Source organism: Geobacillus sp. E263 (assembly GCF_007197795.1).
Taxonomy (GTDB): Bacteria; Bacillota; Bacilli; order Bacillales; family Anoxybacillaceae; genus Parageobacillus_B; species Parageobacillus_B toebii.
The window spans coordinates 655081-678684 of record NZ_CP041632.1; the positions used below are offsets into that span (position 1 = coordinate 655081).

A 23604-nucleotide genomic window follows, 5' to 3' on the forward strand; every position below is an offset into this window, starting at 1 on the left:
TTCTTTCATAATCTTAACTCTATATTAACCAATACTTGTTTGACGTGGTTAATCCCTTTCTATTTGTTTGTGGCATTGTTGTAGAATAAGGGATTAAACGCTCTTATTTTTTTGTCGTTGTTATTTTAATGCTTTGTAATTCTTTACTAAGTAGAGAGGTAATGAGATTATGCAAGGATTAGTTTTAGTTGGTAGTGCTATTAAGCCAGAAAGTGTTAAAGTACAAACACCTTTGGAAAACCCTGCTTTAACCAATATAGTGAACAAGATTAAACAATATCGTGACTTTGCAGACCATAAATTAGAAGTAGTAGAGTGAAATTTTATAAAAATTCGTTTGATAGGACAATTACTAATGCGACCTATTAATTTTTACTAGACATATAATATACATTATATGTATTCCAATCCCATCTCGTTTATGTTATACTCGTCATATAATATTATTTTTTAAATTAATTATCCTCTTTTTGAACCTTTCCAAACTAGACGTATAAGTGAAAGGGTGGAACGATGCTCAACGAATATGTGGACTATCTTCGGGAAAAAGGGGCTTCCCCAAACACAATCATCTCTTACACGAATGACTTGAATATCTTTTTTAACGACTTACATATCCGCCCAAGCGATTACGTCACGTCGGCTGACATCCGCAAATGGATCCAGCAAATGTTGAATCCAATAGAAGGGAAACCGTTGGCCATATCCACGATCAATCGCCGGCTCAATTCGCTGCGAAGCTTTTATGCGTGGGCGGTCGAACATCATAAGATCGAACAAAACCCAATGAAAGACATACAGGATTTAAAATCGGCTGATGAAGACAACGAAAGAATTATGTGGCTCACAGAAGAAGAATTTGAGGACCTGTTGCATCGGATGCGGAAAAAACCGGTCCGCAGCAGAGGGGTCGATCCAGAAGAAAAGTATCGCCGCGACCGTGCGGTGGTGTATCTGCTTACCTATGCAGGATTGCGGGTAGAAGAGTTATCCAACTTAAAATTAACGGACCTAGATTTAGAGATGAAACGAATTCGGATCGTGGGAAAAGGGATGAAGGTAAGAACGGTGCCTATCTCCAATATCTTGCTGGCAGAACTCGAGGATTGGCTTAAGTTTCGTGCGGAAATGGCGAAAAAGAAACCACATGTCGCTCAATCGCCATACGTCTTTTACAGCCAGCGCTCGCCGAAGTTTTCGGTACGGGGCATTCAGCGAATGATCGAAAGCTACAGCCTGCCGAATAAAAAACTTACGCCTCATATGTTCCGACATACGTTTTGTAAGTGGATGCTAAAGGCTACGAACAATGACATCGAGAAAGTGCGGCGGCTTGCCGGCCACAGCAATATCGCCACGACATCACGATACTTAAAAGATAGCTACAGTGATTTGGCGGATGCCGTGGAGGCGTTGCCGAAATTCTAACATCAAGATAGATGACAGTTTTGGCATCGGAGCTGTCCAAGTACATTTAGAGACTATATAGAAAAAATGCCCTGGAGGGTAGAATTTCAGGGCATTTTTTTGTTCCCTTTCCGAGAAGAGTCAATTAAACTACGAAACCTTCAAAATTTACCTACCTTGTTAAAAAACCTCTTAGTAAGGTTTACAATCACTAAGATCTTCCTTGCTGGTCAATTAATAAATAGCTAGGAGAAATTTTTAATTTAGCATTGCTGCTCTAATAAAATCATATACGGGTTTAATCATTTTTGGTCCTCCATTGTAAGTGGTACCATTGACACTAAAACTGCCTCTATGAACAGCAATGATTTCATTTGATGAATTTAATAAAGAAGAACCGGATTGCCCATTGTAAGTATCAATTTGATAAAATGCAAGTTCATTGGTTTCTTTTGAAATAGAGCCAGTCATTCCCCATTGAGAAACTTCGTTATACTGTTCGATTTTATCCCCTGGGTATCCATAAAGTTTTGCTGATGTACCTTGAATGCTAGATACTTGTCTTAATGGAAGGTATCCAACTACATCACCAATATTTTTTCCTAAGTATGTGCTAAGCTTAAGTACTGCAAAGTCTTGAGTTGGATCGCCTGTTTGAACATAGTTGCTTGTAATATAATAATCTACTATTTGATATACCCCATATGAATACGTATTATTATTGACAGCGGGATATACATAACCGTTTATCGCACCAGACTGATTTGTAACATCCATAACACAATGTGCATTTGTAAGGACTTTATCTTTCCCAATAACAGTTCCTGTGCAAGTATACCAACCATCTCTAAATTCTAATTCAATGTACGCGATTTGTCTGTGAGGAGTGACTGAAGTATTGGAAACCTTTGTACGACCATCAGCACCAATAACGACCTGAGGGAAATATTCATTTGGAGATTTACCACCTATATATGTTGTTTCAGGGGTTAAATTATATTTGTAAGGTTTATTTTTTTTGAAATCCGTATTTATCTCTGTTTTTGGAAGAACTTCACCGGTACCTTCCGAGCCTTCTGTGACTAAAGATTTGGAATTCTTTAACTTTTTTATGTAGTCTTCATACTTAATGACTTCACCTTTTGAATTAATCATGTCATAAGCATTATTACTATTTTTTTGAGCGTTGACGGTTTCTGGAGCATTAATTATGGGCGAAATGATAAACCCAACCATTACTAAAATGATAAATCCAATTTTTTTCATAAAGTAGCCCCCCTTTATGAATTTTTCAAAGTTATTATAACCAAATAGTTCATATATTTCAATTATTTTGAAAATTATAATTACATAGGTTCAATCTTTATAACTTCGACTTTGCCCGGATACGATTCTAAAATCTCTGAATACCACACTTTTACTTTTTGTCCATTTTCTATTCCCCTCAAAGTACCAAACCCCTTAATTAATAACTTACTCATATTATATTTTCTTCTTAATTCCTGTATTGTTAATTTGTTTGCGTCTTCCTGAACAAAATCTGGATCTTCAACTAAATATACTTCCCCTTCTTTCATAATTATAAAACCTTCCAAAGTAGCTTCTTGATTAAGAGATTGGTTAGTTCTATATTCGCTAAAGAAAAATAATAATAATATAAGACCTAAAATAGTACTCACTAAAATATATCTTTCCATACGCTTGCCTCCTAGCTTTTATATGGTATTGTCAAAAGTTTATCCTCCACATTCACTGTTTTTCATTGAGTTTCAACGGTTAGAATAAAAAAAGCTTGCCACCCCCGTTGTTTTAGGCCATCATTGAGGTAACCCCACACCCAACACCCAAAACAAAGGAGTGACAAGCTTGTTACCTCAATTATTAGCCTATTTGCTCGAAATAATCAAGTCCCAACATCAAATCATTGTCTATTTAATTGGTGCCTTATTAGGAAAATCCTTAAGCCGCAAAGACATGGACGAACCGGTTCGAAAACCGTACCGAAAACTTCAAGTCGATGACCTTCCCATCATCGTTGTCCCAGAAACACTCGACTACCGGCAGCTTTTAGCCGACTACGAAGCCCGGCACGGCCGTCCGTTGCCGCCGATCCAACGCCGGGACAACGCTAAACACCGTGTTCCGGATTCGTTGACGTGTCCCCGTTGCCAGGCGCCGTCATCCTACCTGTACGCCAACAACGGCGGAAAAGGGCAGTACCAATGCAAAGTGTGCCAATGCCGGTTCAACCATCGAAATCGGTTCAAAAAGCAAGCGGTCTTTCGTTGCCCGCACTGCTTCCAAACGCTTGAGAAAATCAAAGAACGCAAGGACTACTACATCTACAAATGCAAGAACAACGACTGCCCGTTTTACCAAAAGAACCTTCGCCGGATGAGCCAAAAAGAACGCCAACAATTCCAGCAGAACCCTCAAGCCTTCAAGGTGCGGTATCTGTTCCGTGAGTTTTTGTTTGACTTTCAACCATTGGCCCCATCGTCGCCGAAAAAGCCAAAAGTCGATTTGTCCCGTCTGGCGGTGTCGTCGCACACCCTCGGACTCGTGTTGACGTACTACGTTAACTATGGGATGTCCTCCAGACAGACAGCCGGAATCATGAAGGATGTGCATGGCGTGTCGATCTCCCATCAGACGGTACTCAACTACGCCAATAGCGTCGCGCTCATGATTCAGCCGTTTGTCGACCAGTTCCCGTACGAGCTGTCCGGCTCGTTCTGTGGGGACGAGACGTATATTCGCGTGAAAGGACGCTGGCATTACCTGTTTTTTATGTTTGATGCCGTGAAAAAAGTGGTGTTGTCGTATCGCGTCTCGCCCCACCGGGATACGTTGTCGGCCATCCGCGCCATCGATGACGTCCTGCGAAAGCTGCCGTCCATCCCGGACGATTTGTCGTTCGTCGTCGACGGCAATCCCATTTACCTGCTGGCGCAGCACTTTTTTGCCCAGCACGGGATTCCGTTTGACGTCCGCCAAGTGATCGGACTGACCAATGAGGATCCGGTGTCCGAAGAGTTCCGCGCGCTCAAACAAATCATCGAGCGATTCAACCGGACGTTTAAAGGCAACTATCGGCCGACTCACGGATTTGGCGCGGAAGAAGGCTCGGTCTCCTTTGTCACGCTGTTTGTGGCGTATTTCAACTTCCTGCGCCCGCACGGTGCACTCGAAGGCCGGGTTCCTGTCGTCATCCCGGAGCTCGCCGACCTGCCCCATATGCCGGCCCGGTGGACGAAGCTGATCGCCATGGCTCAAGATTTCCTCCAACAAGAGGCAGCCTAACTTTTTTGTCCACCGGAGCCCATGGATCAGAAGAACAGCCGGATTCGGCGAAGCGAACCCTTGACCAACCGAACCTCGTCAAAGGTAAAATTCGGTAAGGGCAAGGGCGGCTTTCCTATGCCCTCTTTTTTGTCCCCGTCGCCCTTGACGTCCCTTTCACACCTTTGGCGGGTGTTGGTCAAGGGCGAATCCGGCTCCAAGGATGCCTTACGATGCTCCATGGGATGGCGGATGTGGAGTTTTCATAAAACTTTTGACGCTACCTTTTATATTTTGTGTTATATAATGGTCTATCTTCTATAGATCCATAGTTTTCCCTTCCCAAGATAACAGAGCATTTTATACTGAACCTCTGCACGACTAAAGTCGGCAGGTTCTTGTGTACTAAAGAGCTTCGTCTATACCTTCGTATAGACACTCACTCTCATTCCACAAGACTTTCATGGGCAAACACCTCAATGGTGCTTAGCGCCCTGTGCGCCCGGTTCAAGACGCTTTTCATCATTTAAATTCCCATACTGCTTAATAATTTATTACCACTATTTTTTAAACGTTCTACTTCTTTATCATGCAGTCGCTTAAATCTTTCCCATGTCGCAAAACATTTTTCTCTATCGATTTCTTTTAAGTGATCTTTCGCATTCATGATGAGGAACGCACTATATAAATCTCGTTGAATTTTACAGCCATTCATATCGTTCCATCGTTCGGATAACCTCTTTTTTACATATTCACCCGTGATATGATTATATTGGCTGGCTTTCGCAGAGAATGTATCTATTTTTTTGAGCGTTTTTCCGTCATACCGTAATTTTCTGTCTAATATGGCTAAAAACATGCTTGGAGCTTTATTCGCTATACTTTTACCAAATCGTTTCTTTCTATTATACCTTCCTGTTTTCTCATTCATCGTTGTTTCTTTCGCTCTTGCTTGCAATGCTTTATAATTCATTGTTTCCACTTTAATATCATTGCCTAACGATAATATCCAATTTGCCAGCTTATTATGATCTTGCTTGCGTTTTTCCGCTAACTTCCTTTGCAGTTCCGCTAATTGATTTTTTGTTTTGATATAATTTTTGCTCCACATCCACTTTTCTTTGTTTCCTCGCTGGATGGTTCCATCTTCGTTGTACTTATTTGGATTATTTGCTCTCCGCTGCCGGTCTAGTTTTCGCTGCAGCCGCCTTTTTTCCGGATGGATGTCATCCACACTTGGAGCGAGTTCCAACAATTTTACTTCGTTCGGAGCGCAAATGGCGATCGTTTGCGTGCCAATGTCAATGCCGACCACTCCTTCACCACGGGGATGCTTGGCTTTGCCGGTTTGCCGATTGATTTTTTGCGGCGGAACCCCTTCCAAAATGAGTTGGGCATAATACTTTACTTTCCCCCGAATCCGTTTACGTACAATGCGGCAATACTTGATTCGGTCTTGCAAGGCGAGATGGGCATACACATCATTTGGTTGGATGATGACAGGGATCATCAGCCCATTCCAATGGATGGCATGGCTTTTGAAGCGAATCCCTGCGGAATTCGATTTTCCCTCTAACGAACCCATTTCGCCGAACCGTTTAAAATACACCCGTTTGGTAGCGCCAAACAAGAACCTTTCTACCGCTTTCCACGCTCTGGTGGCGATTTTTTGCGCCGTATGCGCGTCCATGTGTTTGCGGAAGTGGCGCTGCATTGGCTGAACGAAAGCGTGCATCGCATATTCGGAGAGTCCGTACTCGGTTCGCAGGTCGGAAAGTTGGCGATTTTTTTCTTTGGAGGGCTTCTGTTGAGCAAGGTCTTGATAGCGGGAATCATGTTGGAGTTTTTTGTACCGCTTCAAACATTCCTCTAAACAGGCGTTATACAAACAGCGGCCGATTTCAAACCGCTTTTCGAGGATATGTTTTTGCCATGATTCTGTCTGGAGCCGCAACGTCAATACATAGCTTGGTGTTTTCGCTCCCGCCAATGCAACCCACCTCCTTTACACATGTTTTTGATTTTCAATGTATTTCCTAACGGTTTCTTCTGAAACACATCCAACTGTACAGCAAAAATAGCCGCGAGTCCAAAGGGAAGGCAGTCGACTTTTCAAGGGCGGATATTTTTCACGAAAAATACGACTGCTTCGACCTTTCAATTTCTGGATTAACGCATGAATATGAATTCTTGGATCATAAGGAAATAAACCAATGAACATGGTCAGGCATGATTTCTAACGATTGGATTTCAACATCCTTTTCTTTCACCACTTGATAAAAAATTTTTCTTAAATCTTTTTCCATCTCACCGACTAACACTTTTCGTCTGTATTTTGGGTAGAAAATCACATGATATGGATGAAGATAAACCATTCCTTCTTTATGTAATATTGATCATAGAGATTTAATAAATCACCCCTATCTAATATCATGATAACCAAACATTAGATAGGTTAAAATTATAATAATAAAGAATATTCTAATAATTTTATTATTCAGCCACTTCATCCCGATGACTAAAGTCACGGGCTTTCGTAGCAGTTATTCTTGTGAAGGCTGTACTTTGGAAACCTCGCAACCACCTCTAGGTATCGTTGAAACTCTCCATTCTTGAAAATGCGCTCAATGGCTCGATCAACTTCTTTTTGGATTTTGTTCAGCTTTTCTTTGTATTCATTCGATTGTTGGTAATAACTCATGATTCATCCCTCACTATGGCGTACAGTGGCTCATACAGTTTTTTCCCGTTCTCTTCATATTCCAGATACCCTACTATCTCATAATCAATGAGAAATTCTCCTGAAGGAATCTCAGAAATGGTCTTAAGACCCGGCGGCTTAGTGCGATAAATCGGCTTTTCGCTGCCCAGGATTTCATGGTACTCGTACATAATTGGTCATCCTTTCTTCAAATGGTCTTGGTTTATTGGAATGTCAACTACCCAACGGCTAAAGTCGTGGGCTTGCAACTAGCCTAATTGGCTGCCGCGTTCGGCTGGTTGACAGCAGCCCTGCGGATGTTTTCCGCAGCCACGTTGTCGGCAGGGGCAGCGTACCCACAAGCTCGACAACAAAACTGATCCCTTGACGGTCTGTTTTCTTTGGCCACATGTCCGCAAACCGGACAGGTGCGGGAAGTATTTTTTGGATGAACCAATACCACCGGCACGCCAGCGATCGCCGCTTTATACTCAATAAACTTTCTCAACTGATAAAAAGACCAAGAAGAGTGTTGACGACGCTGTTGCTTTTTAACCGTTTTCTCGGTGCGTTGGCGGATGCCCTTTAAATCTTCAAGGGCAATGCCGCATCCGAGTGCCTTTGCCTTTTCAACAATCTTCTTGCTAATGCAGTGGTTCACATCACGGGCAAATAGTTTTTCCTTCTTGGAACGCTTTTTAAGCAGGCGTTTCGCTGACTTGGTGCCTTTCTTTTGGAGTTTGGCGCGAAGTTTCGCATGGCGGCGGCGCAGCCCGTTGACCTTCGAGCCGGAAAATACCTCACCGGTGCTATCGACGGCGATATTAATGATGCCAAGGTCCACACCGATAAATCCGTTTTCGGAATTGGGCTGGCCTTCGGGAACGTCCACCACGAGCAGTAAATAAAAAATACCGTTTTGAAGGACTAAATCGGCTTGACCCCGAACACGGTTGCCGCACAGCAAACCTTGATGGTAGCGGCTAATGACCATAGGGATTTCCATTCTTCCTTGCAAGGTAAGGATGGAAGCATACTCTAACCCTTTAAAGGACAGGATTCTTTCATCATACACGATGGCACCGGTTTCTTTAAAGTTATGCAAGGTTTTTTTATCCAAACGATAGCTTTCCGACACTTTGCCGATGGCACGAACGGTCATTTGGGCAGAGAGGCCAAATTTTTCCCTGACGTCATAGTAGCAAAGCCGCTGGATTTTCGTTTTGGAAAAGGTTCTGGAGCGAAAAGCAATCTCGCTAATATAGTTGCATGCTTGGTTAAACCGTTTCATTGTTTCCAGCAGCGCATGAAACTGTTCAAGAGTTGGCATTAATTTAATCTTGAGAGTGCAGAGCATTCTTGATTCACCTACCTTTCTAAATCCAGTGTACTTATATTGAACGAAAAATTCAATATATACTGAAAATATAAACCCCGCCTTCCTCCCACAGCTAAAGCAGTGGGAGGAAGGCGGATGTTCTCGTTGAGCGTTAAGACTCAACTAGCACCACGAGTATAGTTTTCATTAGAACCGAACGAGAAAGGTTCAGGCATACTAATGCTGCCCGATAGCTTTCTCGTTCGAGTATATTGCTGACAAAAAATCGCTGCTTACGATTTGCCGTTTTCCTGCTTCTCGGGAACGGGGTCGAATCCACCGGGATGAAACGGGTGGCACTTTAAAATTCGCTTTATTGTCAGCCATCCGCCTTTAATGGCGCCAAACCGTTTCACCGCTTCTAGACCATAGTGCGAGCAGGTTGGATAAAACCGGCATGTCGGCGGCTTTAACGGAGAAATGAAAATTTGGTAAAAACGGATGAAGGAAATCAATAATTTTTTCACCACTTCCCATACACCCAATCAATAAATGATTTCGTTAATAATGTATCATAAATGTAAAAAAGATGAAAAAAATCGAATTTCAGTGTATAATGAAAAGAGAAAATAAAGTAGGAGTGATTTGTATGCCTTCGGTAGAAAGCTTTGAATTGGACCACTGCGCTGTGAAAGCGCCGTATGTGAGACATTGTGGTGTTCATAAAGTCGGAAGCGATGGAGTTGTGAATAAATTCGATATTCGTTTTTGCCAGCCGAACAAACAGGCGATGAAGCCAGATGCGATTCATACGCTGGAACATTTATTAGCTTACACCATTCGTAAACATGCGGAAAAGTATGATCACTTTGATATTATTGATATTTCGCCGATGGGCTGCCAAACAGGATTTTATCTTGTTGTGAGCGGATCGCCGACAGTGGATGAAATCATTGATTTGCTTGAGGAAACGATGAAAGATGCGCTAAACGCGACTGAAGTCCCAGCAGCGACAGAGCGGCAATGCGGGCAAGCGAAGCTGCACGACCTCGAAGGGGCAAAGCGGCTCATGCGTTTCTGGCTAGAGCATGATAAAGAGGAGTTAAAGAAAGTATTTGGATAAAGTGGAAAGGCTATCATTATATTGATGATAACCTTATTCATTTTGCGAATGATCCTTTTCAGAAGGCGGGTCGATTGTGTGTTTGTACTTATATGCTTTTGATGTAGCAATCAAGGTTAAAGCAAGAATGAGCGCAGCAATGATCAGTGATGCCACTAAAGTCAAATACATCGCTAATTCACCTTTTTTCTTTCCATTGTAACACATTATCATCGTATTGGTGAGATGACACTTTGCACGAATGGATAAATAACAGGCACAATTTTAGTGATTATTGGTAATGAATATGTGTTAGGTAATAGCAAATAATATAGTTTGATTATGAATATATCTCAAGGTTATCCAATTGTACACATTCATATTAGAGGAGGAATGAGGATATGTCCAAACAATTAACAGACATTGTAAACAAGCAAATTGCCAACTGGAGTGTTCTTTACATTAAGCTCCATAATTATCATTGGTATGTCAAAGGTCCGCAATTTTTTACGCTTCATGAGAAATTTGAACAATTGTACAATGAGGCAGCGTTACATATTGACGAGTTGGCGGAACGTCTTCTCGCGCTTGGCGGAGCGCCGATCGCTACGATGAAAGAATGTCTTGAACAATCATCCGTAAAAGAAGCGACTGGGCAAGAAACAGCGGAACAAATGGTCGCAACCATTGTGAGCGATTTTGAAACAATGATCGGAGAATTAAAAGAAGGAATGCAAGTTGCCGAGGAAGTCGGGGATGAAACAACAGGCGATATGTTGCTTGGGATTCATCAAAGCTTAGAAAAACATGTATGGATGTTAAAATCGTTTCTTGACCGATAAAATGAATCACTCCTTCGATGATGAAGGAGTGATTTTTTTGTAGGAGGTTGTCTATGCCTCTTTCCTCCTTTGCGCATATCATAATAATGCTTATTCACAGGAGGAGAGAGGATGCAAAAGTATGCGTCGATGTTTGGCATTTCGTTAGTTGGGTCGTTCGTTTCATTTCTAATTGGAAGCATGGACTCATTGGTAATGATTTTACTTTGTTTTGTGATAGCAGACTATGTAACAGGACTGATCGCTAGCGCTATTGAAGGAAGATTGTCAAGTCAAGTCGGATTTCGCGGCATTGTCCGTAAGCTGCTTATTTTTGTTTTAGTGGCTGTTTCCCATTTATTAGAGATCGCGATTGGCTGGAACAATCATTTTATTCGTGATGCGATTATCTTTTTTTATATCACAAATGAATTCATCTCCATTGTTGAAAATGCAGGAAGAGCAGGTGTTCCGATTCCATCCTTTTTAAGGAAAGCGATCGAACTTTTTAAAGACGAGATGAACTAATTTTTAGCATAATTTTTTTCCATTCACCCACACTAAACATAAAGAAAGTGATCATAAGGAGATGACAAGTGTGGCAAAGCAGCAAAAAAAAACCTATTATGTGTCGATCGCGACGGGAGAAATTTCGCAAGTAAAAACCGCTTCCCCTTGGGATTTTCAAATTGAAGCTACAGATGACGAAATTATTCAATTGCGTGAGTACTTTGATCAAAACTATTCTACAGATTGGCAAGCGTTTTGGCGCGCTCACGTTCCATATGTTCAATATCATTATGATCGTCAAAACGATGCTTATGATGAAACGCTAACGAAAATTTATCAACTCATTTATAAGCTTGGCAACGAAGAAGCAAAGGAACATATTCGTTCGCTTGGCATTCTCTCGGAGGAGACAAAAGATAAATGAGCTGCCAACCATGTTGGCGGCTTTTTTTGTTATGTCATTTGTCAGTATAATAAATAGAGAGAAAAATGGAATGAGGGTATGGAATCATGTATACGTTTTTGGATTACTACGGGAATCGTGTTTGGTTATCGTTTGCTGATCATCCATTTTCCCCATCCCCCGGCCATGTGTGGATGGTCTGCCGCTATCAAGGGCAATGGTTGTTGACGAATCATTCACAGCGAGGATTAGAGTTCCCAGGCGGGAAAGTGGAAAAGGGAGAAACGCCGGAACAAGCTGCGGTTCGTGAAGTGAAAGAAGAAACGGGGGGAATTGTCGGTTCGTTAACGTATATTGGCCAATATAAAGTAGAACCGTCCATCATAAAAAATATATACTTTGCGGAAATTGCAGCGATGGTTAAGCAGCCTTCTTATTTAGAAACAAACGGTCCGGTGTTGTTTCCGGAGTTGCCGGAACATATTCGGTCGGACGATCGGTTCAGCTTTATTATGAAAGATGATGTGCTGCGCTTAGTGTTAGAAGAAATAAAGAGACGTTCTTTATAACGCGGTGAACGTCTCTAGCGATGTTTCATTAATTTTTTTTCAATGATGCTGACAGCTTGATACATAATGGTCGATAAAAGCGCAATGACAAGCAGGCTCATTAAGACAAGCGTAAAGTTAAAAACTTGGAACCCGTAAATAATCATATAGCCAAGCCCTTGTTTCGAGACAAGAAATTCGCCGGTAATGACTCCGACCCACGATAAACCGACATTGACTTTTAACGTAGAAATAATGGTAGGAAACGATGACGGCAATACCGCTTCTTTGAAGCATTGGTAGCGGGTAGCGCCGAATGTTTTTAGCACTTTGAGATAGTTGGCATCCACTTCTTGAAAGGCAGAATAAACGACGATCGTTGTGATGATGACAGAGATAATGACTCCCATTGCGATAATCGAAGTAAATCCCGGACCGAGCGCGACGATGAGAATGGGAGCGAGCGCTACTTTTGGCATGGCATTAAATACGACTAAATATGGATCGAGCGTTTTCGATAGGCGCGGAAACCACCATAGGAGAGCGCCCAAGCATGCGCCTGCCAACGTGCCGATAATAAATCCTAATACGGTTTCAAACAACGTGACGAGCGTATGGGTAATAAGAGAGTGATCCGCAATCTTTTGAGCAAATAAGTTCCAAATCGCTGACGGAGAGCTGAACAAAAGCGGGTCGACCCAGTTATATCTGCTTGCCGCCTCCCATAGCAGGAAAAAGGAGACAAAGATAATGAACTGAAAAAAGCGGATGAGCCGCTTTTCTTTTTTCAATGTGGCGATGTACTGCTGATGAAGAGAACGAACGTGTTCATTTGTTTGTTTCAAGTTGATCAAGCTCCTTCCAAATGGATTGGAATAGCGAGGAAAATTGCGGGTGCTGACGTGCCGCAAATGGAGATAAACGGCGCAATTCATCGGGAACAATAAAGATGCGCGCGATTCGCCCTGGTTTTGCGGAAAACAGAAAAATACGGTCGCTCATCGCAATCGCTTCACTGATATCATGCGTAACAAGAAGCGCAGTTTTTCCGTAATCCTTTAGTGTTTGCCACACTAACTCTTCCAGTTTTAATTTCGTTTGGTGATCGAGAGCGGAAAACGGTTCATCCAAAAGTAACATTTTTGGGTCTGTCGCAAGAGTTCTTACGAGTGCGACGCGCTGACGCATACCGCCTGAGAGCTGATTTGGATAATGTGTTTCGACCCCTTTTAAACCGATGTAGGCAAGCAAATCCAGCGCCCGTTTTTTTGTTTCTTCCGTCAATGTCCCCATGATTTTTAAGCCAAGCAAAATGTTTTCCTCAATCGTTTTCCAAGGAAATAAATAGTCTTGCTGCAACATGTATCCAGCTGTTGGATGAGCGCGGTCCAATTCTTTTCCTTCGACGAAAACCGCTCCTTCTGTCGGCTGGATTAATGCGGCGATAATCGAAAGCAGCGTTGTTTTGCCACAGCCGCTAGGGCCGAGAAAGGAGACAAATTCCCCTTTCTCTACTGTAAACGATATATTTTCAAGGGCGATAACGGCTGTTTTTTCCGTAAAATATGTGTGGGAAACGCGGTCAACGGCTAAAAAACTCATATTTTCACCCGCTTTCGTTATTTGGACATCACTTTTTCCGCGAATGAATTGTCGACAAGTGTTTCATGATCGATGCGTTTTGGCAATTCACCCGCTTCGTCCATAATGTTTTGCAAATTATTCCATTCTTCTTTGTCAAGAACCGGATTTGTCGCATATGTCCCTTGGCTTTTATAACGATCGACGACTTTTTCGATAATTTGAATATCCGTATCTTTAAAGTAAGGATGAATTGCTTTTGCCACTTCTGCTGCGCTATGTGTTTCCACCCATTGTTCGGCTTTATAAAGTGCGCGTGTGAATTTTTCGATCGTATCTTTGTTGTTTTTAATAAAGCTTTGTTTTGCCATAAAAGTCGTATACGGGACGTGGCCGGATTCCGTGCCAAATGATGCGACAATATACCCTTTGCCTTCCTGTTCGAAAATGCTTGCTGTTGGTTCAAATAGTTGGACGAAATCACCTGTACCGCTGGCAAATGCGTTCGCGATATTAGCAAAATCGACGTTTTGAATTAGTTTTAAATCTTTATGTGGATCGATGCCATGCTTTTTCAAGACAAACTCTCCGACCATTTGCGGCATACCGCCTTTGCGCTGGCCAAGAAATGTGCTACCTTTAAGTTGGTCCCAAGTAAAGTTTTCAATTTTATTGCGGGAGACAAGAAAAGTTCCATCCGTTTGCGTCAACTGCGCGAAGTTAATGACTGGATCATTTGTTCCTTGGCTGTAGACATAAATGGATGTTTCTGAACCGACGAGGGCGATATCGGCTCCTCCCGAAAGAAGAGTTGTCATCGTTTTATCGCCGCCCCATGTTGTGGTGAGTTCGACCTTTAATCCTTCGTTTTTAAAAAATCCTTTCGATAGGGCAACATATTGCGGGGCATAGAAAATCGAACGAGTTACTTCCGCAACACGTACTGTCTTTATTTCTTCCTTCGTTTGCTTGTTGCAAGCAGCTAGCGGAATAATAAGAAGGAAGAGAAAAAGCGATATCATAGCAATCTTTTTCATGCAGGGAACCTCCTTGGAAAGGTGAAATGAAACTTACTTCACCTTATCGTATGCGCAAGACAAAAATGTGTGAATGCCTAATGGAAAGGAAGAAATATATGGAGATGGACGGATATATCGTGGATCAATATAGATTTCCTTCCCCCAACCCGCATGTGGATGTATTTCTCGTCACGTATTTATGTCAAGGGCTGAAAATTAAAGGTTTTTTGGCCCAGCCGAAAACACCTGGAATATACGATGGTTTTTTATACTTGCGCGGCGGAATTAAAAACGTCGGGCAAGTGCGCCTATCTCGCATTACACAGTTTGCTTCGTACGGATTTGTTGTCATGGCGCCATTTTATCGAGGAAATCAAGGGGGAGAAGGAAATGAAGATTTTGTGGGGGAAGATCGGTATGACGCCCTCGCAAGTTTCCGCCTTTTGCAGCAGCATCCCTGGGTGAATACAAAACGCATTCACGTATTTGGCTTTTCTCGCGGCGGAGCGATGGCGCTTCATACAGCGATTTTGGAGCCTGCGGTTTGTTCTGTCGTTGTCTGGGGCGGAGTATCTGATATTGCATTGACATATTGGGAGCGAGAAGATTTGCGGAGAATGATGAAACGGGTAATAGGCGGAACGCCAACGAAATATCCAGAGCGCTACCGGTGGCGAACCCCATTGTATGAGATCGAAAAGATTCAAGCCCCTGTGTTAATCATTCATGGGGAGAAAGATCGAAACGTTTCGATTGAACACGCGTATCGCCTTGAAAAAAGACTAAAAGAGGCAAATAAACAAGTGACGGCATGGTATTTTCCAAACTTTACTCATTACTTTCCACCGAAAGATAACCGCGAAACAGTTCGTCGGTTAACGGAATGGATGAAACGACAACCAAATGTATGATACGATAAAAAGAAAAGGGGTGTGTTTCAATGGGCATGCCGCTGGAATTTCAAACACTCATTGTGACAAAAGGCAAGGAAAAGCGAGTGAAAGACAATCTATTTATTCTAGAAAAGGAAGGGTATCGTATTTATCCGATCGATATTCCGCTTGAAGTGAGAAGAACGTTGCAAAGCGAAGCGAGCGGCCAAGCAGTGGTAAAAAAGTTGGAACTTGCCAACAATCAGACGATTGTAACGTATGAGCTGATTTCGTTGCATTCGATAAACTAAAAAAGGAGGGAATGATTCCCTCCTTGGAAGTTATACGATTGGACCGCCCAGCGCTTCGATTTCCGGAGCGATATGTTTAAACTTTTGAAAGTTTTCCCGGAATTTTGCGGCAAGTTCTTTTGCTTTTTGTTCATATGCTTGCTTATCGGCCCATGTATTTTTTGGCTGCAGCACTTCATCTGGTACACCAGGAATATGAATCGGAATTTCTAAACCGAAAATAGGGTCCTTCACTGTTTCGACATTGTCGAGTTCTCCTTCGACAGCTGCTTGCACCATTGCACGGGTATAGGCAAGCTTTATGCGGCTGCCGACTCCGTATTCTCCACCTGTCCATCCTGTGTTAACGAGGAACACTCGCACGTTATGTTCAACGATTTTTTTACCGAGCATTTCCGCATATTGCACAGCTGGAAGCGGTAAAAACGGAGCTCCAAAGCAAGTAGAGAATGTCGCTTGCGGAGAAGTGATGCCGCGTTCTGTACCCGCCAGCTTGCTCGTATAGCCGCTTAAGAAATGATACATCGCTTGTTCGCGCGTTAGCTTGCTAATCGGCGGCAATACTCCGAATGCGTCTGCCGTTAAGAAAATAATCGTCGACGGATGACCAGCGATGCTCGGATCAACGATATTGCTAATCGCTTGAATAGGGTAAGCAGCGCGGGTATTTTCCGTTAACGTAGCGTCATCATAATTAGGCAGTCTTGTATGCTCATCGATAATAACGTTTTCGAGCACCGCACCGAATCCGATCGCATCAAAAATTTGCGGTTCTTTTTCCCGTGATAAATTGATGCATTTTGCATAGCAACCGCCTTCGATATTAAAGATGCCGCGGTTGGACCAGCCGTGTTCGTCATCACCAATAAGACGGCGGTTTGGATCGGCGGAAAGCGTCGTTTTTCCCGTGCCGGATAGACCAAAGAATAATGCGACATCCCCTTCTTTACCGACGTTTGCCGAACAATGCATCGATAAAATTCCTTGTTCTGGGAGCAGATAATTCATCACAGTGAAAATCGATTTTTTCATTTCGCCAGCATATTCTGTGCCACCGATTAGCACGATCCGCCGTTCAAAAGAAATAATGATAAATGTTTCCGATCTTGTTCCATCAACAGCAGGATCTGCTTTAAAGTTTGGTGCGCAAATAACGGTGAATTCCGCTTTGTGTGTTTGCAGTTCTTCCGCTGTTGGGCGAATAAATAGTTGATGTGCAAATAAATTTTGCCACGCAAATTCATTAATGACTTGGATAGGTAAGCGGTATTTGGGATCAGCGCCGGCAAATCCTTTAAAAACAAATATTTCATCTTTTTTCATTAAATAGTCAATTACCTTATTGTATAAGTTTTCGAAAACTTCTTCAGAAATCGGCTGGTTCGTCGTCCCCCAATCGATTTTTGATTTCGTCGAAGCTTCTTCTACAATGTATTTATCTTTTGGAGAGCGACCTGTATATTTTCCTGTCGTTACCGCAACTGCTCCGGTAGCTGTCAACCGACCTTCATTTCGTTGCAACACTTTTTCTACAAGCTGTGCTACCGATAAATTATGAAACACATTTGGCTGTTGTAATAATGTGGTAAGTTTACTTGTCATATTAGCGACTCCCATGTACAAAACCTTCCTTTTTATTGAAATGGTCTCCTTAAAATAGTATAACACATTTTTATTATTAGTCCATACTATTTGTGACAATTTCTTTTCTTTTATTTTTCTCATTTTTGTTCATAAAAAAATTGTCTAATTTTGTTGACTTTCTTTATTTAATTACGATATGATAACTCATTGAACGGATACTCTTATCCCGAGCCGGTGGAGGGACAGGCCCGATGAAACCCAGCAACCGTCACAACTGGAAATGTGTGAAATGGTGCTAACCTGTGGCAAGGCAACGTCCTTGAGCGATAAGAGTGAAAGGAGCAATATGATTGCAATGACCTTTCCTCAAAATTACAGGAAAGGTTTTTTTATATGTCTATGTGTCAAGATATATAAAAGCTATAATAAAAGGGAATGAGTACCGTATCATCTGCAGTTTGCAGGAATACAATATTTAGACGTTCGATTATGAAAAGAGGAGGAAACTGACGAATGTCAAAAAAAAGACGTTTATTTACTTCGGAATCTGTAACGGAAGGTCATCCTGACAAAATTTGTGACCAAATTTCCGATGCCATTTTAGATGCCATTTTAGAGAAGGATCCGAATGCTCGCGTCGCATGCGAAACGAGCGTTACAACAGGGCTTGTGCTCGTAAGTGGAGAAATTACGACATCAACATATGTAGATATCCCGAAAATCGTCCGCGATACGGTTCGCGAAATTGGCTATACTCGTGCGAAATATGGTTTTGATGCCGATACTTGTGCTGTATTGACATCGATTGACGAACAGTCTCCAGATATCGCAATGGGAGTCGATAAGGCGTTAGAAGCCCGCGAAGGTCAGATGACTGACGAGGAAATTGAAGCGATCGGTGCTGGAGACCAAGGGTTAATGTTTGGATTTGCTTGCAATGAAACGAAAGAATTAATGCCGCTTCCGATTTCGTTAGCGCATCGTTTGGCACGCCGTTTGTCAGAAGTGCGGAAAGAAGCCATTTTGCCATATTTGCGTCCAGATGGCAAAACACAAGTAACAGTAGAATACGATGAAAATGGAAAACCAGTGCGTATTGATACGATCGTTGTATCAGCGCAACATCATCCGGAAATTACACAAGAACAAATTGAGCGCGATATTAAAGAACATGTCATTAAGCCGGTTGTACCAGCAGAACTGATCGATGAAAACACAAAATATTTTATTAACCCGACAGGCCGTTTCGTCATCGGCGGACCTCAAGGCGACGCTGGCTTAACAGGACGGAAAATTATCGTTGACACATATGGCGGTTATGCTCGCCATGGCGGCGGTGCGTTTTCTGGTAAAGATCCGACAAAAGTAGACCGCTCCGCAGCCTATGCAGCGCGTTATGTAGCGAAAAACATTGTTGCTTCAGGACTTGCGGATAAATGTGAAGTGCAGTTGGCATATGCGATCGGTGTTGCAAGACCGGTTTCCATTTCCATTGATACGTTCGGAACCGGAAAAGTATCCGAAGATATTTTAATTGAAGTGGTGCGCAACAACTTTGATCTTCGCCCAGCTGGCATTATTAAAATGTTAGATTTGCGCCGCCCAATTTATAAACAAACAGCGGCTTATGGCCATTTCGGACGCACGGACATCGATCTTCCATGGGAGCGCACTGATAAAGCGGAAACATTGAAAGAGCAAGCTCTTGCGTTAGCAAAGCAATAACAAACAGAAAAGGGAGTTACGTTATGTAGCTCTCTTTTTTTGGCAAAATCAAGGGCAAACGCAACGAAAAAGCATCTGCTTTGACTGCTCTGCAGAAAAGATTGGCAACAATTTGTTTCAAAAGAGTAAACGAAATGCTATATTCCTATTATGTATGGTATAACCAATAGGGTAAATATAAGAGGACAGGTGAAACAAAACATGTGTGGGTTTATCGGATGCGTTCATGATGAGCCGAAAATGCCAGACGAACAATGGCAGAAAACGTTCGAAGAGATGAATGATATGATTACACATCGTGGTCCGGACGATCATGGATACTATTTTGATGAATATGTCCATTTCGGGTTCCGCCGCTTAAGCATCATTGATTTAGAAGCAGGTCATCAGCCGCTTTCTTACGAAAATGAGCGGTATTGGATTATTTTTAATGGCGAAATTTACAATTACCTTGAGCTGCGGGATGAATTAGTGGAAAAAGGATATGAATTTGCAACCAACTCGGATACGGAAGTCATTATCGCTCTTTACAGCGCTGAAAAAGAAAAAGCGGTAGAAAAGCTTCGCGGCATGTTTGCGTTTGTCATTTGGGATAAAGAAGAAAAAACGATTTTTGCCGCGCGCGACCCATTCGGCATTAAGCCGTTTTTCTACTTAGAAGAAGCGGGTCGTACGTTTTTTGCATCGGAAAAGAAAAGCATTTTGCATGCGATGGAAAACGACGTTCTTGATTATAATGCACTGCAGCACTATTTAACATTCCAATATGTGCCTGAGCCAATGACCATGTCCGCTGGGATTAAAAAATTGGAGCCGGGCCACTATATCAAAAAGAAAGTCGGTGAAAAATTAACGGTACACCGCTATTGGAAAGCGCGGTTCCAGCCTGTATGGAAATCGGAAGACGAATTTGTGAAAGAAATTCGCGATGTTTTATTCGATTCTGTACGCGTACATATGCGCAGTGATGTGCCGGTTGGTTCATTTTTATCGGGCGGAATCGATTCTTCGCTGATTGCTTCGATTGCGAAGCAGTTTCATCCGAACATCAAAACTTTTTCGGTTGGTTTTGAATGGGAAGGGTTTAGCGAAATTACTGTTGCGGAAGAAACAGCGGAAAAATTAGGTGTCGAAAACATTAGCTACGTCATTTCACCAGAAGAGTACATGGAAGAATTGCCGAAAATTATGTGGCATATGGATGATCCGCTTGCCGATCCAGCAGCTGTTCCGCTTTATTTCGTCGCCCGTGAAGCGAGAAAGCATGTAACGGTTGTTCTTTCCGGAGAAGGAGCGGATGAGCTGTTTGGAGGATATAACATTTATCGTGAACCACAGTCATTAAAACTGTTTGATTGGATGCCTGGCGCGGTAAAATGGGTATTGCGCATCATTGCTCGCATTCTTCCAGAAGGGGTGAAAGGGAAAAGCTTTATCGAGCGCGGTCTAACGCCAATGGAAGAACGCTATATAGGGAACGCGAAAATGTATAGTGAAGAAGAAAAGCAAGGTTTGTTGAAATCTTACAAACATGGGTTGGAATATACGAAGATTACTCGTCCGTTTTATGAAGAGACAACCCATTATCCACCGATGAATCGGATGCAATATATTGATATTCACACATGGTTGCGCGGGGATATTTTGCTAAAAGCCGATAAAATGACGATGGCACATTCTTTGGAATTGCGCGTTCCGTTTTTAGATAAAGCGGTCTTTGAAGTAGCGGCAAAAATTCCGCCAGAAATGAAAACGGCTCATAATACAACCAAATACATTTTACGCAAAGCGGCAGAGGGCATTGTTCCCGATCATGTTCTTCACCGCAAAAAGCTTGGCTTCCCAGTGCCGATTCGCCATTGGCTGAAAAATGAAATGCACGATTGGGCGAAAACAATTATCAAAGAAAGTGAAACGGATCATTTATTCCATAAAGATGTGTTATATCGCTTGTTAGAAGAGCATTGTGCCAATAAAGCGGATCATAGCCGCAAAATTTGGACGGTGCTAGTATTTATGATTTGGCATCAAGTGTATATCGAAAGAAAGTACGATTTTTCCCATCTATATAAAAAAGACAGACAACCCCTATCCATCTAATCAGGTTGATAGGTGATTGCCTGTCTGCCCATTTGCGCCCAGGCGTCTAAAAAATCGGCCCTGGGTGCTTTTTTATTTTTTTCGCCTGTAAGCGGGTCATTGAAATAAATATAATCTTGGTCGTATCCCGTAATAACGACGGAATGTTCGTAATACGTAATTTTAATGGGCCCTCTTGGCGTTTCCCATTCACGGAAGGCGGATTCAGGAAGTTTTTTATACGTGCTGTTGGTAATAATCCAAATCGGTACTCCTTTCGAAAGATATTGCTGCAACACGGAAAAGTCGCTTCCTGTTAAGTCAATGATTCTATCGGGCAGATACATTTCAGCAAGCTGTTTAATCGGCTTATGGTACACACCTAAGCCTGGCGTGGTAAGCGAGTACATATCCCCGACAAAACCATCATTTGGATGGCCAAAATACACTTTGCCATTTTTTCGCTGAAACGGAGTAGGATCTTTTTTTATTTGTTTAGCAAGCGTCAGTTTGTCGGCTTGTACGCCGGCATCCTCAAGAAGCATCGCCAGGCTCGTGACTTCACAACCGCGAGGCAACTCGGGAAGTTGGCGAATGGCTGGCACATCAAGCAGCACAGAAGGTTTGATTTTCTTCTCAACAGCGGAAGAAATCACATTCTCTATCAGTGCTTCTTCTTTTGTTAAATAAGATTGTGTTAAACGCACGATCGTTGTTTCTATTTTTTGGTTGAACAACAGTGCCGCGAGAAGACAAAACATCAAAAGAGAAACAAGTGCTGATTTCGATAATGCTTTCGTTAGGAAAAATATAATCAACAATGCGACAGCAATGATGAAAAGAAGCAAGACGATAGGCATAATGCTACTCCTTAATTGATCGGAATGACTTTAAATTACTGAAAATAAGGAACGATGATCACGGTTTTAGCTGCAACGCCTTATAGTATTGTCCCTTTTCCACATACTCGCGGCGAATTCGCTCCATCTCGCGGACATCTTCGTCAGTTAATTCACGAATGACTTTAGCGGGACAGCCAAATGCGAGCGTGTGCGGCGGAATTTTTTTTCCTTGTGGGACAAGGCTTCCGGCACCGATAAACGCTCCTTCGCCAATTTCCGCACCATCGAGAATAATCGAGCCCATGCCGATTAAAGCGTTTTTTCGGATGATGGCGCTATGTAAAATGACTTGATGGCCGACGGTTACACCATCTTCAATGATAAGCGGATTGTTTGGACTTTGATGTAAAATTGAGTTATCTTGGATATTGACGCGATTGCCGATAATCGTTGGAGCGACATCTCCGCGAATAACAGTATTAAACCAAATGCTTGTTTCTTCCCCGATAACCACATCACCGGTAATGGTGACATAATCGGCAATGAAGGCAGATTCAGCGATCTTTGGAGACTTTCCTTTGTACGGATAAATCATACGCTTCTTTCCTTTCATTTTATAAAATGGTTCAGTATTATTTATTATTGTACAGATAGTGGCACGATTCGTAAACGGAGGAGATTGACGATGTGGAAATGGGAGGCAAATGAAGGAAAAGGAACGGTTGTGATTGTCCACGGAGCCGCGGAGCACCACGGGCGCTATCAATGGTTGATCGAGCAGTGGGTGAAAAGCGGTTATCATGTTGTAGCAGGAGATTTGCCTGGACAAGGGCGGACAACGAGAAGAAAACGTGGACATATCCAATCGTTTGATGAATATATTAATGAGGTGGCCGATTGGATCACGGAAGCCAAACAATTTCATGTACCGGTATTCCTTCTTGGACATAGCATGGGAGGGCTTGTTGTTATCCGTACATTGCAAGAAAAACGCCCTTCTGTACAAGGGGTTATTTTATCTTCGCCATGTTTAGGACTTGTATCGTACCCATCGAAAGGGCTTGATATGTTATCAAGAGTATTAAATTATATCGCGCCATCCCTTTTGATCGATTCAGGATTGTCTGTCGAACTGGCAACAAGAAATAAAGAAGTATATGAGGCCGATAAACATGATGAGCTTTATGTGACGAAAGTATCTGTCCGCTGGTATCGTGAATTAGTAAAGGCGATGGAATTGGCTTTTCGCCGTATTCAGAAATTCCCTGATATCCCATTGCTGCTCATGCAAGGCGGGGACGATAAAATTGTCGATAAAACAGCTGTAAAAGAATGGTTTGACCGTTTGCCGATATCGGAAAAAATGTATAAAGAATGGAACAAATTATATCATGAAATTTTTAATGAACCGGAGCGGGAAGATGTTTTCTTATATGCAAAATCGTTTTTAGATACACAATGCCGACTATATCGCTAGACAATGTAAACATATCTGAGGT

The 23604-nt window shown here is 42.4% G+C and carries 28 protein-coding genes and 1 riboswitch; of the genes, 13 read left to right on the top strand and 15 right to left on the bottom strand.

From position 1 onward, the window contains the following. Positions 1 to 169 precede the first annotated feature (169 nt). Positions 170 to 319, top strand: a complete 150-nt coding sequence (locus FNL97_RS17890) for a hypothetical protein (RefSeq protein WP_160331301.1) — start codon at positions 170 to 172, stop codon at positions 317 to 319. A gap of 194 nt (positions 320 to 513) precedes the next feature. Beyond that, positions 514 to 1428 carry a tyrosine-type recombinase/integrase gene (locus FNL97_RS03365; RefSeq protein ID WP_143415044.1) on the top strand — a complete coding sequence of 305 codons (915 nt, stop codon included), beginning with the start codon at positions 514 to 516 and terminating at the stop codon, positions 1426 to 1428. A gap of 237 nt (positions 1429 to 1665) precedes the next feature. On the opposite strand, the gene FNL97_RS03370 is transcribed toward FNL97_RS03365, so the two are convergent. Together FNL97_RS03370 and FNL97_RS03375 are read right to left on the bottom strand one after the other, a co-directional pair. Continuing rightward, positions 1666 to 2673 carry a trypsin-like serine peptidase gene (locus tag FNL97_RS03370; RefSeq protein WP_008881770.1) on the bottom strand — a complete coding sequence of 336 codons (1008 nt, stop codon included), beginning with the start codon at positions 2671 to 2673 and terminating at the stop codon, positions 1666 to 1668. An 80-nt stretch (positions 2674 to 2753) separates the two neighbouring features. After that, complete coding sequence (locus tag FNL97_RS03375; protein ID WP_008881771.1) at positions 2754 to 3104, bottom strand: DUF3221 domain-containing protein; 351 nt, start codon at positions 3102 to 3104, stop codon at positions 2754 to 2756. 169 nt (positions 3105 to 3273) lie between these two features. On the opposite strand from FNL97_RS03375, the gene FNL97_RS03380 reads away from it, so the two are divergent. Continuing rightward, positions 3274 to 4710 carry a DDE-type integrase/transposase/recombinase gene (locus tag FNL97_RS03380; protein WP_143415045.1) on the top strand — a complete coding sequence of 479 codons (1437 nt, stop codon included), beginning with the start codon at positions 3274 to 3276 and terminating at the stop codon, positions 4708 to 4710. A gap of 505 nt (positions 4711 to 5215) precedes the next feature. Here FNL97_RS03380 and FNL97_RS03385 read toward each other — a convergent pair. The 6 genes from FNL97_RS03385 to yidD all read right to left on the bottom strand — a co-directional run bounded on the left by FNL97_RS03385 (position 5216) and on the right by yidD (position 9238). Then, positions 5216 to 6679 carry an RNA-guided endonuclease TnpB family protein gene (locus FNL97_RS03385; RefSeq protein ID WP_143415046.1) on the bottom strand — a complete coding sequence of 488 codons (1464 nt, stop codon included), beginning with the start codon at positions 6677 to 6679 and terminating at the stop codon, positions 5216 to 5218. A 15-nt stretch (positions 6680 to 6694) separates the two neighbouring features. Continuing rightward, complete coding sequence (gene tnpA, locus FNL97_RS18690) at positions 6695 to 6910, bottom strand: IS200/IS605 family transposase (RefSeq protein WP_205729486.1); 216 nt, start codon at positions 6908 to 6910, stop codon at positions 6695 to 6697. Beyond that, entirely contained in the window at positions 6885 to 7064 is a 180-nt protein-coding gene (gene tnpA / locus FNL97_RS18290; RefSeq protein ID WP_233252989.1) for an IS200/IS605 family transposase, read from the bottom strand. The genes tnpA (FNL97_RS18690) and tnpA (FNL97_RS18290) overlap by 26 nt, the downstream gene beginning before the upstream one ends. Positions 7065 to 7386: 322 nt before the next feature. Beyond that, entirely contained in the window at positions 7387 to 7581 is a 195-nt protein-coding gene (locus FNL97_RS03400) for a hypothetical protein (protein WP_041265042.1), read from the bottom strand. Between the two features lie 83 nt (positions 7582 to 7664). Further along, the gene (locus FNL97_RS03405) at positions 7665 to 8747 is read right to left on the bottom strand and encodes an RNA-guided endonuclease InsQ/TnpB family protein (protein ID WP_015863580.1); all 1083 of its coding nucleotides are present in this window, start codon (positions 8745 to 8747) and stop codon (positions 7665 to 7667) included. Positions 8748 to 9001: 254 nt separating this feature from the next. Further along, on the bottom strand, positions 9002 to 9238 hold the full coding sequence (gene yidD / locus FNL97_RS03410) for a membrane protein insertion efficiency factor YidD (protein WP_041269731.1): 237 nt from the start codon (positions 9236 to 9238) through the stop codon (positions 9002 to 9004). A 119-nt stretch (positions 9239 to 9357) separates the two neighbouring features. On the opposite strand from yidD, the gene FNL97_RS03415 reads away from it, so the two are divergent. Beyond that, positions 9358 to 9831 (top strand): S-ribosylhomocysteine lyase, encoded by a 474-nt coding sequence (locus FNL97_RS03415; protein ID WP_062755068.1) that lies wholly within the window; start codon positions 9358 to 9360, stop codon positions 9829 to 9831. 33 nt (positions 9832 to 9864) lie between these two features. On the opposite strand, the gene ytzI is transcribed toward FNL97_RS03415, so the two are convergent. Next, positions 9865 to 10002 (bottom strand): YtzI protein, encoded by a 138-nt coding sequence (gene ytzI, locus FNL97_RS03420; RefSeq protein ID WP_073967992.1) that lies wholly within the window; start codon positions 10000 to 10002, stop codon positions 9865 to 9867. Between the two features lie 209 nt (positions 10003 to 10211). On the opposite strand from ytzI, the gene FNL97_RS03425 reads away from it, so the two are divergent. The 4 genes from FNL97_RS03425 (at position 10212) to ytkD (ending at position 12113) form a co-directional block, all read left to right on the top strand. Continuing rightward, positions 10212 to 10652 (top strand): Dps family protein, encoded by a 441-nt coding sequence (locus tag FNL97_RS03425; protein ID WP_143415047.1) that lies wholly within the window; start codon positions 10212 to 10214, stop codon positions 10650 to 10652. A 111-nt stretch (positions 10653 to 10763) separates the two neighbouring features. Continuing rightward, on the top strand, positions 10764 to 11159 hold the full coding sequence (locus FNL97_RS03430) for a phage holin family protein (protein ID WP_089098035.1): 396 nt from the start codon (positions 10764 to 10766) through the stop codon (positions 11157 to 11159). Between the two features lie 70 nt (positions 11160 to 11229). Further along, on the top strand, positions 11230 to 11565 hold the full coding sequence (locus FNL97_RS03435; RefSeq protein ID WP_015864878.1) for a hypothetical protein: 336 nt from the start codon (positions 11230 to 11232) through the stop codon (positions 11563 to 11565). 86 nt (positions 11566 to 11651) lie between these two features. Then, on the top strand, positions 11652 to 12113 hold the full coding sequence (ytkD, locus tag FNL97_RS03440; RefSeq protein WP_015864877.1) for an RNA deprotection pyrophosphohydrolase: 462 nt from the start codon (positions 11652 to 11654) through the stop codon (positions 12111 to 12113). Between the two features lie 14 nt (positions 12114 to 12127). On the opposite strand, the gene FNL97_RS03445 is transcribed toward ytkD, so the two are convergent. The 3 genes from FNL97_RS03445 to FNL97_RS03455 are packed head-to-tail and all read right to left on the bottom strand — an operon-like array spanning position 12128 to position 14710. Beyond that, entirely contained in the window at positions 12128 to 12937 is an 810-nt protein-coding gene (locus FNL97_RS03445) for an ABC transporter permease (protein WP_089098034.1), read from the bottom strand. After that, the gene (locus FNL97_RS03450) at positions 12921 to 13694 is read right to left on the bottom strand and encodes an ABC transporter ATP-binding protein (protein WP_015864875.1); all 774 of its coding nucleotides are present in this window, start codon (positions 13692 to 13694) and stop codon (positions 12921 to 12923) included. Before FNL97_RS03450 ends, FNL97_RS03445 begins: the two co-directional genes overlap by 17 nt. Positions 13695 to 13711: 17 nt before the next feature. Beyond that, positions 13712 to 14710, bottom strand: a complete 999-nt coding sequence (locus tag FNL97_RS03455) for an ABC transporter substrate-binding protein (RefSeq protein ID WP_062678033.1) — start codon at positions 14708 to 14710, stop codon at positions 13712 to 13714. 104 nt (positions 14711 to 14814) lie between these two features. Here FNL97_RS03455 and FNL97_RS03460 point away from each other — a divergent pair, with 104 nt between their 5' ends. Together FNL97_RS03460 and FNL97_RS03465 are read left to right on the top strand one after the other, a co-directional pair. Further along, positions 14815 to 15603 carry an alpha/beta hydrolase family protein gene (locus FNL97_RS03460; RefSeq protein WP_062755103.1) on the top strand — a complete coding sequence of 263 codons (789 nt, stop codon included), beginning with the start codon at positions 14815 to 14817 and terminating at the stop codon, positions 15601 to 15603. Between the two features lie 29 nt (positions 15604 to 15632). Beyond that, on the top strand, positions 15633 to 15875 hold the full coding sequence (locus FNL97_RS03465) for a DUF2584 domain-containing protein (protein WP_015864872.1): 243 nt from the start codon (positions 15633 to 15635) through the stop codon (positions 15873 to 15875). A 30-nt stretch (positions 15876 to 15905) separates the two neighbouring features. Here the strand turns inward: FNL97_RS03465 and pckA are convergent, their stop codons facing one another. Further along, positions 15906 to 17492 carry a phosphoenolpyruvate carboxykinase (ATP) gene (gene pckA / locus FNL97_RS03470; protein WP_062755056.1) on the bottom strand — a complete coding sequence of 529 codons (1587 nt, stop codon included), beginning with the start codon at positions 17490 to 17492 and terminating at the stop codon, positions 15906 to 15908. A 185-nt stretch (positions 17493 to 17677) separates the two neighbouring features. Next, positions 17678 to 17792: riboswitch (SAM riboswitch) on the top strand. 180 nt (positions 17793 to 17972) lie between these two features. On the opposite strand from pckA, the gene metK reads away from it, so the two are divergent. Both metK and asnB read left to right on the top strand, forming a co-directional pair. Then, positions 17973 to 19184, top strand: a complete 1212-nt coding sequence (gene metK / locus FNL97_RS03475; RefSeq protein WP_143415048.1) for a methionine adenosyltransferase — start codon at positions 17973 to 17975, stop codon at positions 19182 to 19184. 201 nt (positions 19185 to 19385) lie between these two features. Continuing rightward, positions 19386 to 21284: an asparagine synthase (glutamine-hydrolyzing) gene (gene asnB / locus FNL97_RS03480; protein ID WP_143416281.1), complete on the top strand. Its 1899-nt coding sequence runs from the start codon at positions 19386 to 19388 to the stop codon at positions 21282 to 21284. On the opposite strand, the gene FNL97_RS03485 is transcribed toward asnB, so the two are convergent. Together FNL97_RS03485 and FNL97_RS03490 are read right to left on the bottom strand one after the other, a co-directional pair. Then, on the bottom strand, positions 21281 to 22123 hold the full coding sequence (locus FNL97_RS03485) for a C39 family peptidase (protein ID WP_143415049.1): 843 nt from the start codon (positions 22121 to 22123) through the stop codon (positions 21281 to 21283). The genes asnB and FNL97_RS03485 overlap by 4 nt on opposite strands. Positions 22124 to 22181: 58 nt before the next feature. Then, a complete protein-coding gene (locus FNL97_RS03490) occupies positions 22182 to 22700 on the bottom strand; it encodes a gamma carbonic anhydrase (RefSeq protein ID WP_143415050.1) in 519 nt (172 codons plus the stop codon). Positions 22701 to 22790: 90 nt separating this feature from the next. Between FNL97_RS03490 and FNL97_RS03495 the strand changes: the two genes are divergently transcribed. Further along, positions 22791 to 23582: an alpha/beta hydrolase gene (locus tag FNL97_RS03495; RefSeq protein ID WP_143415051.1), complete on the top strand. Its 792-nt coding sequence runs from the start codon at positions 22791 to 22793 to the stop codon at positions 23580 to 23582. Positions 23583 to 23604 lie beyond the last annotated feature (22 nt).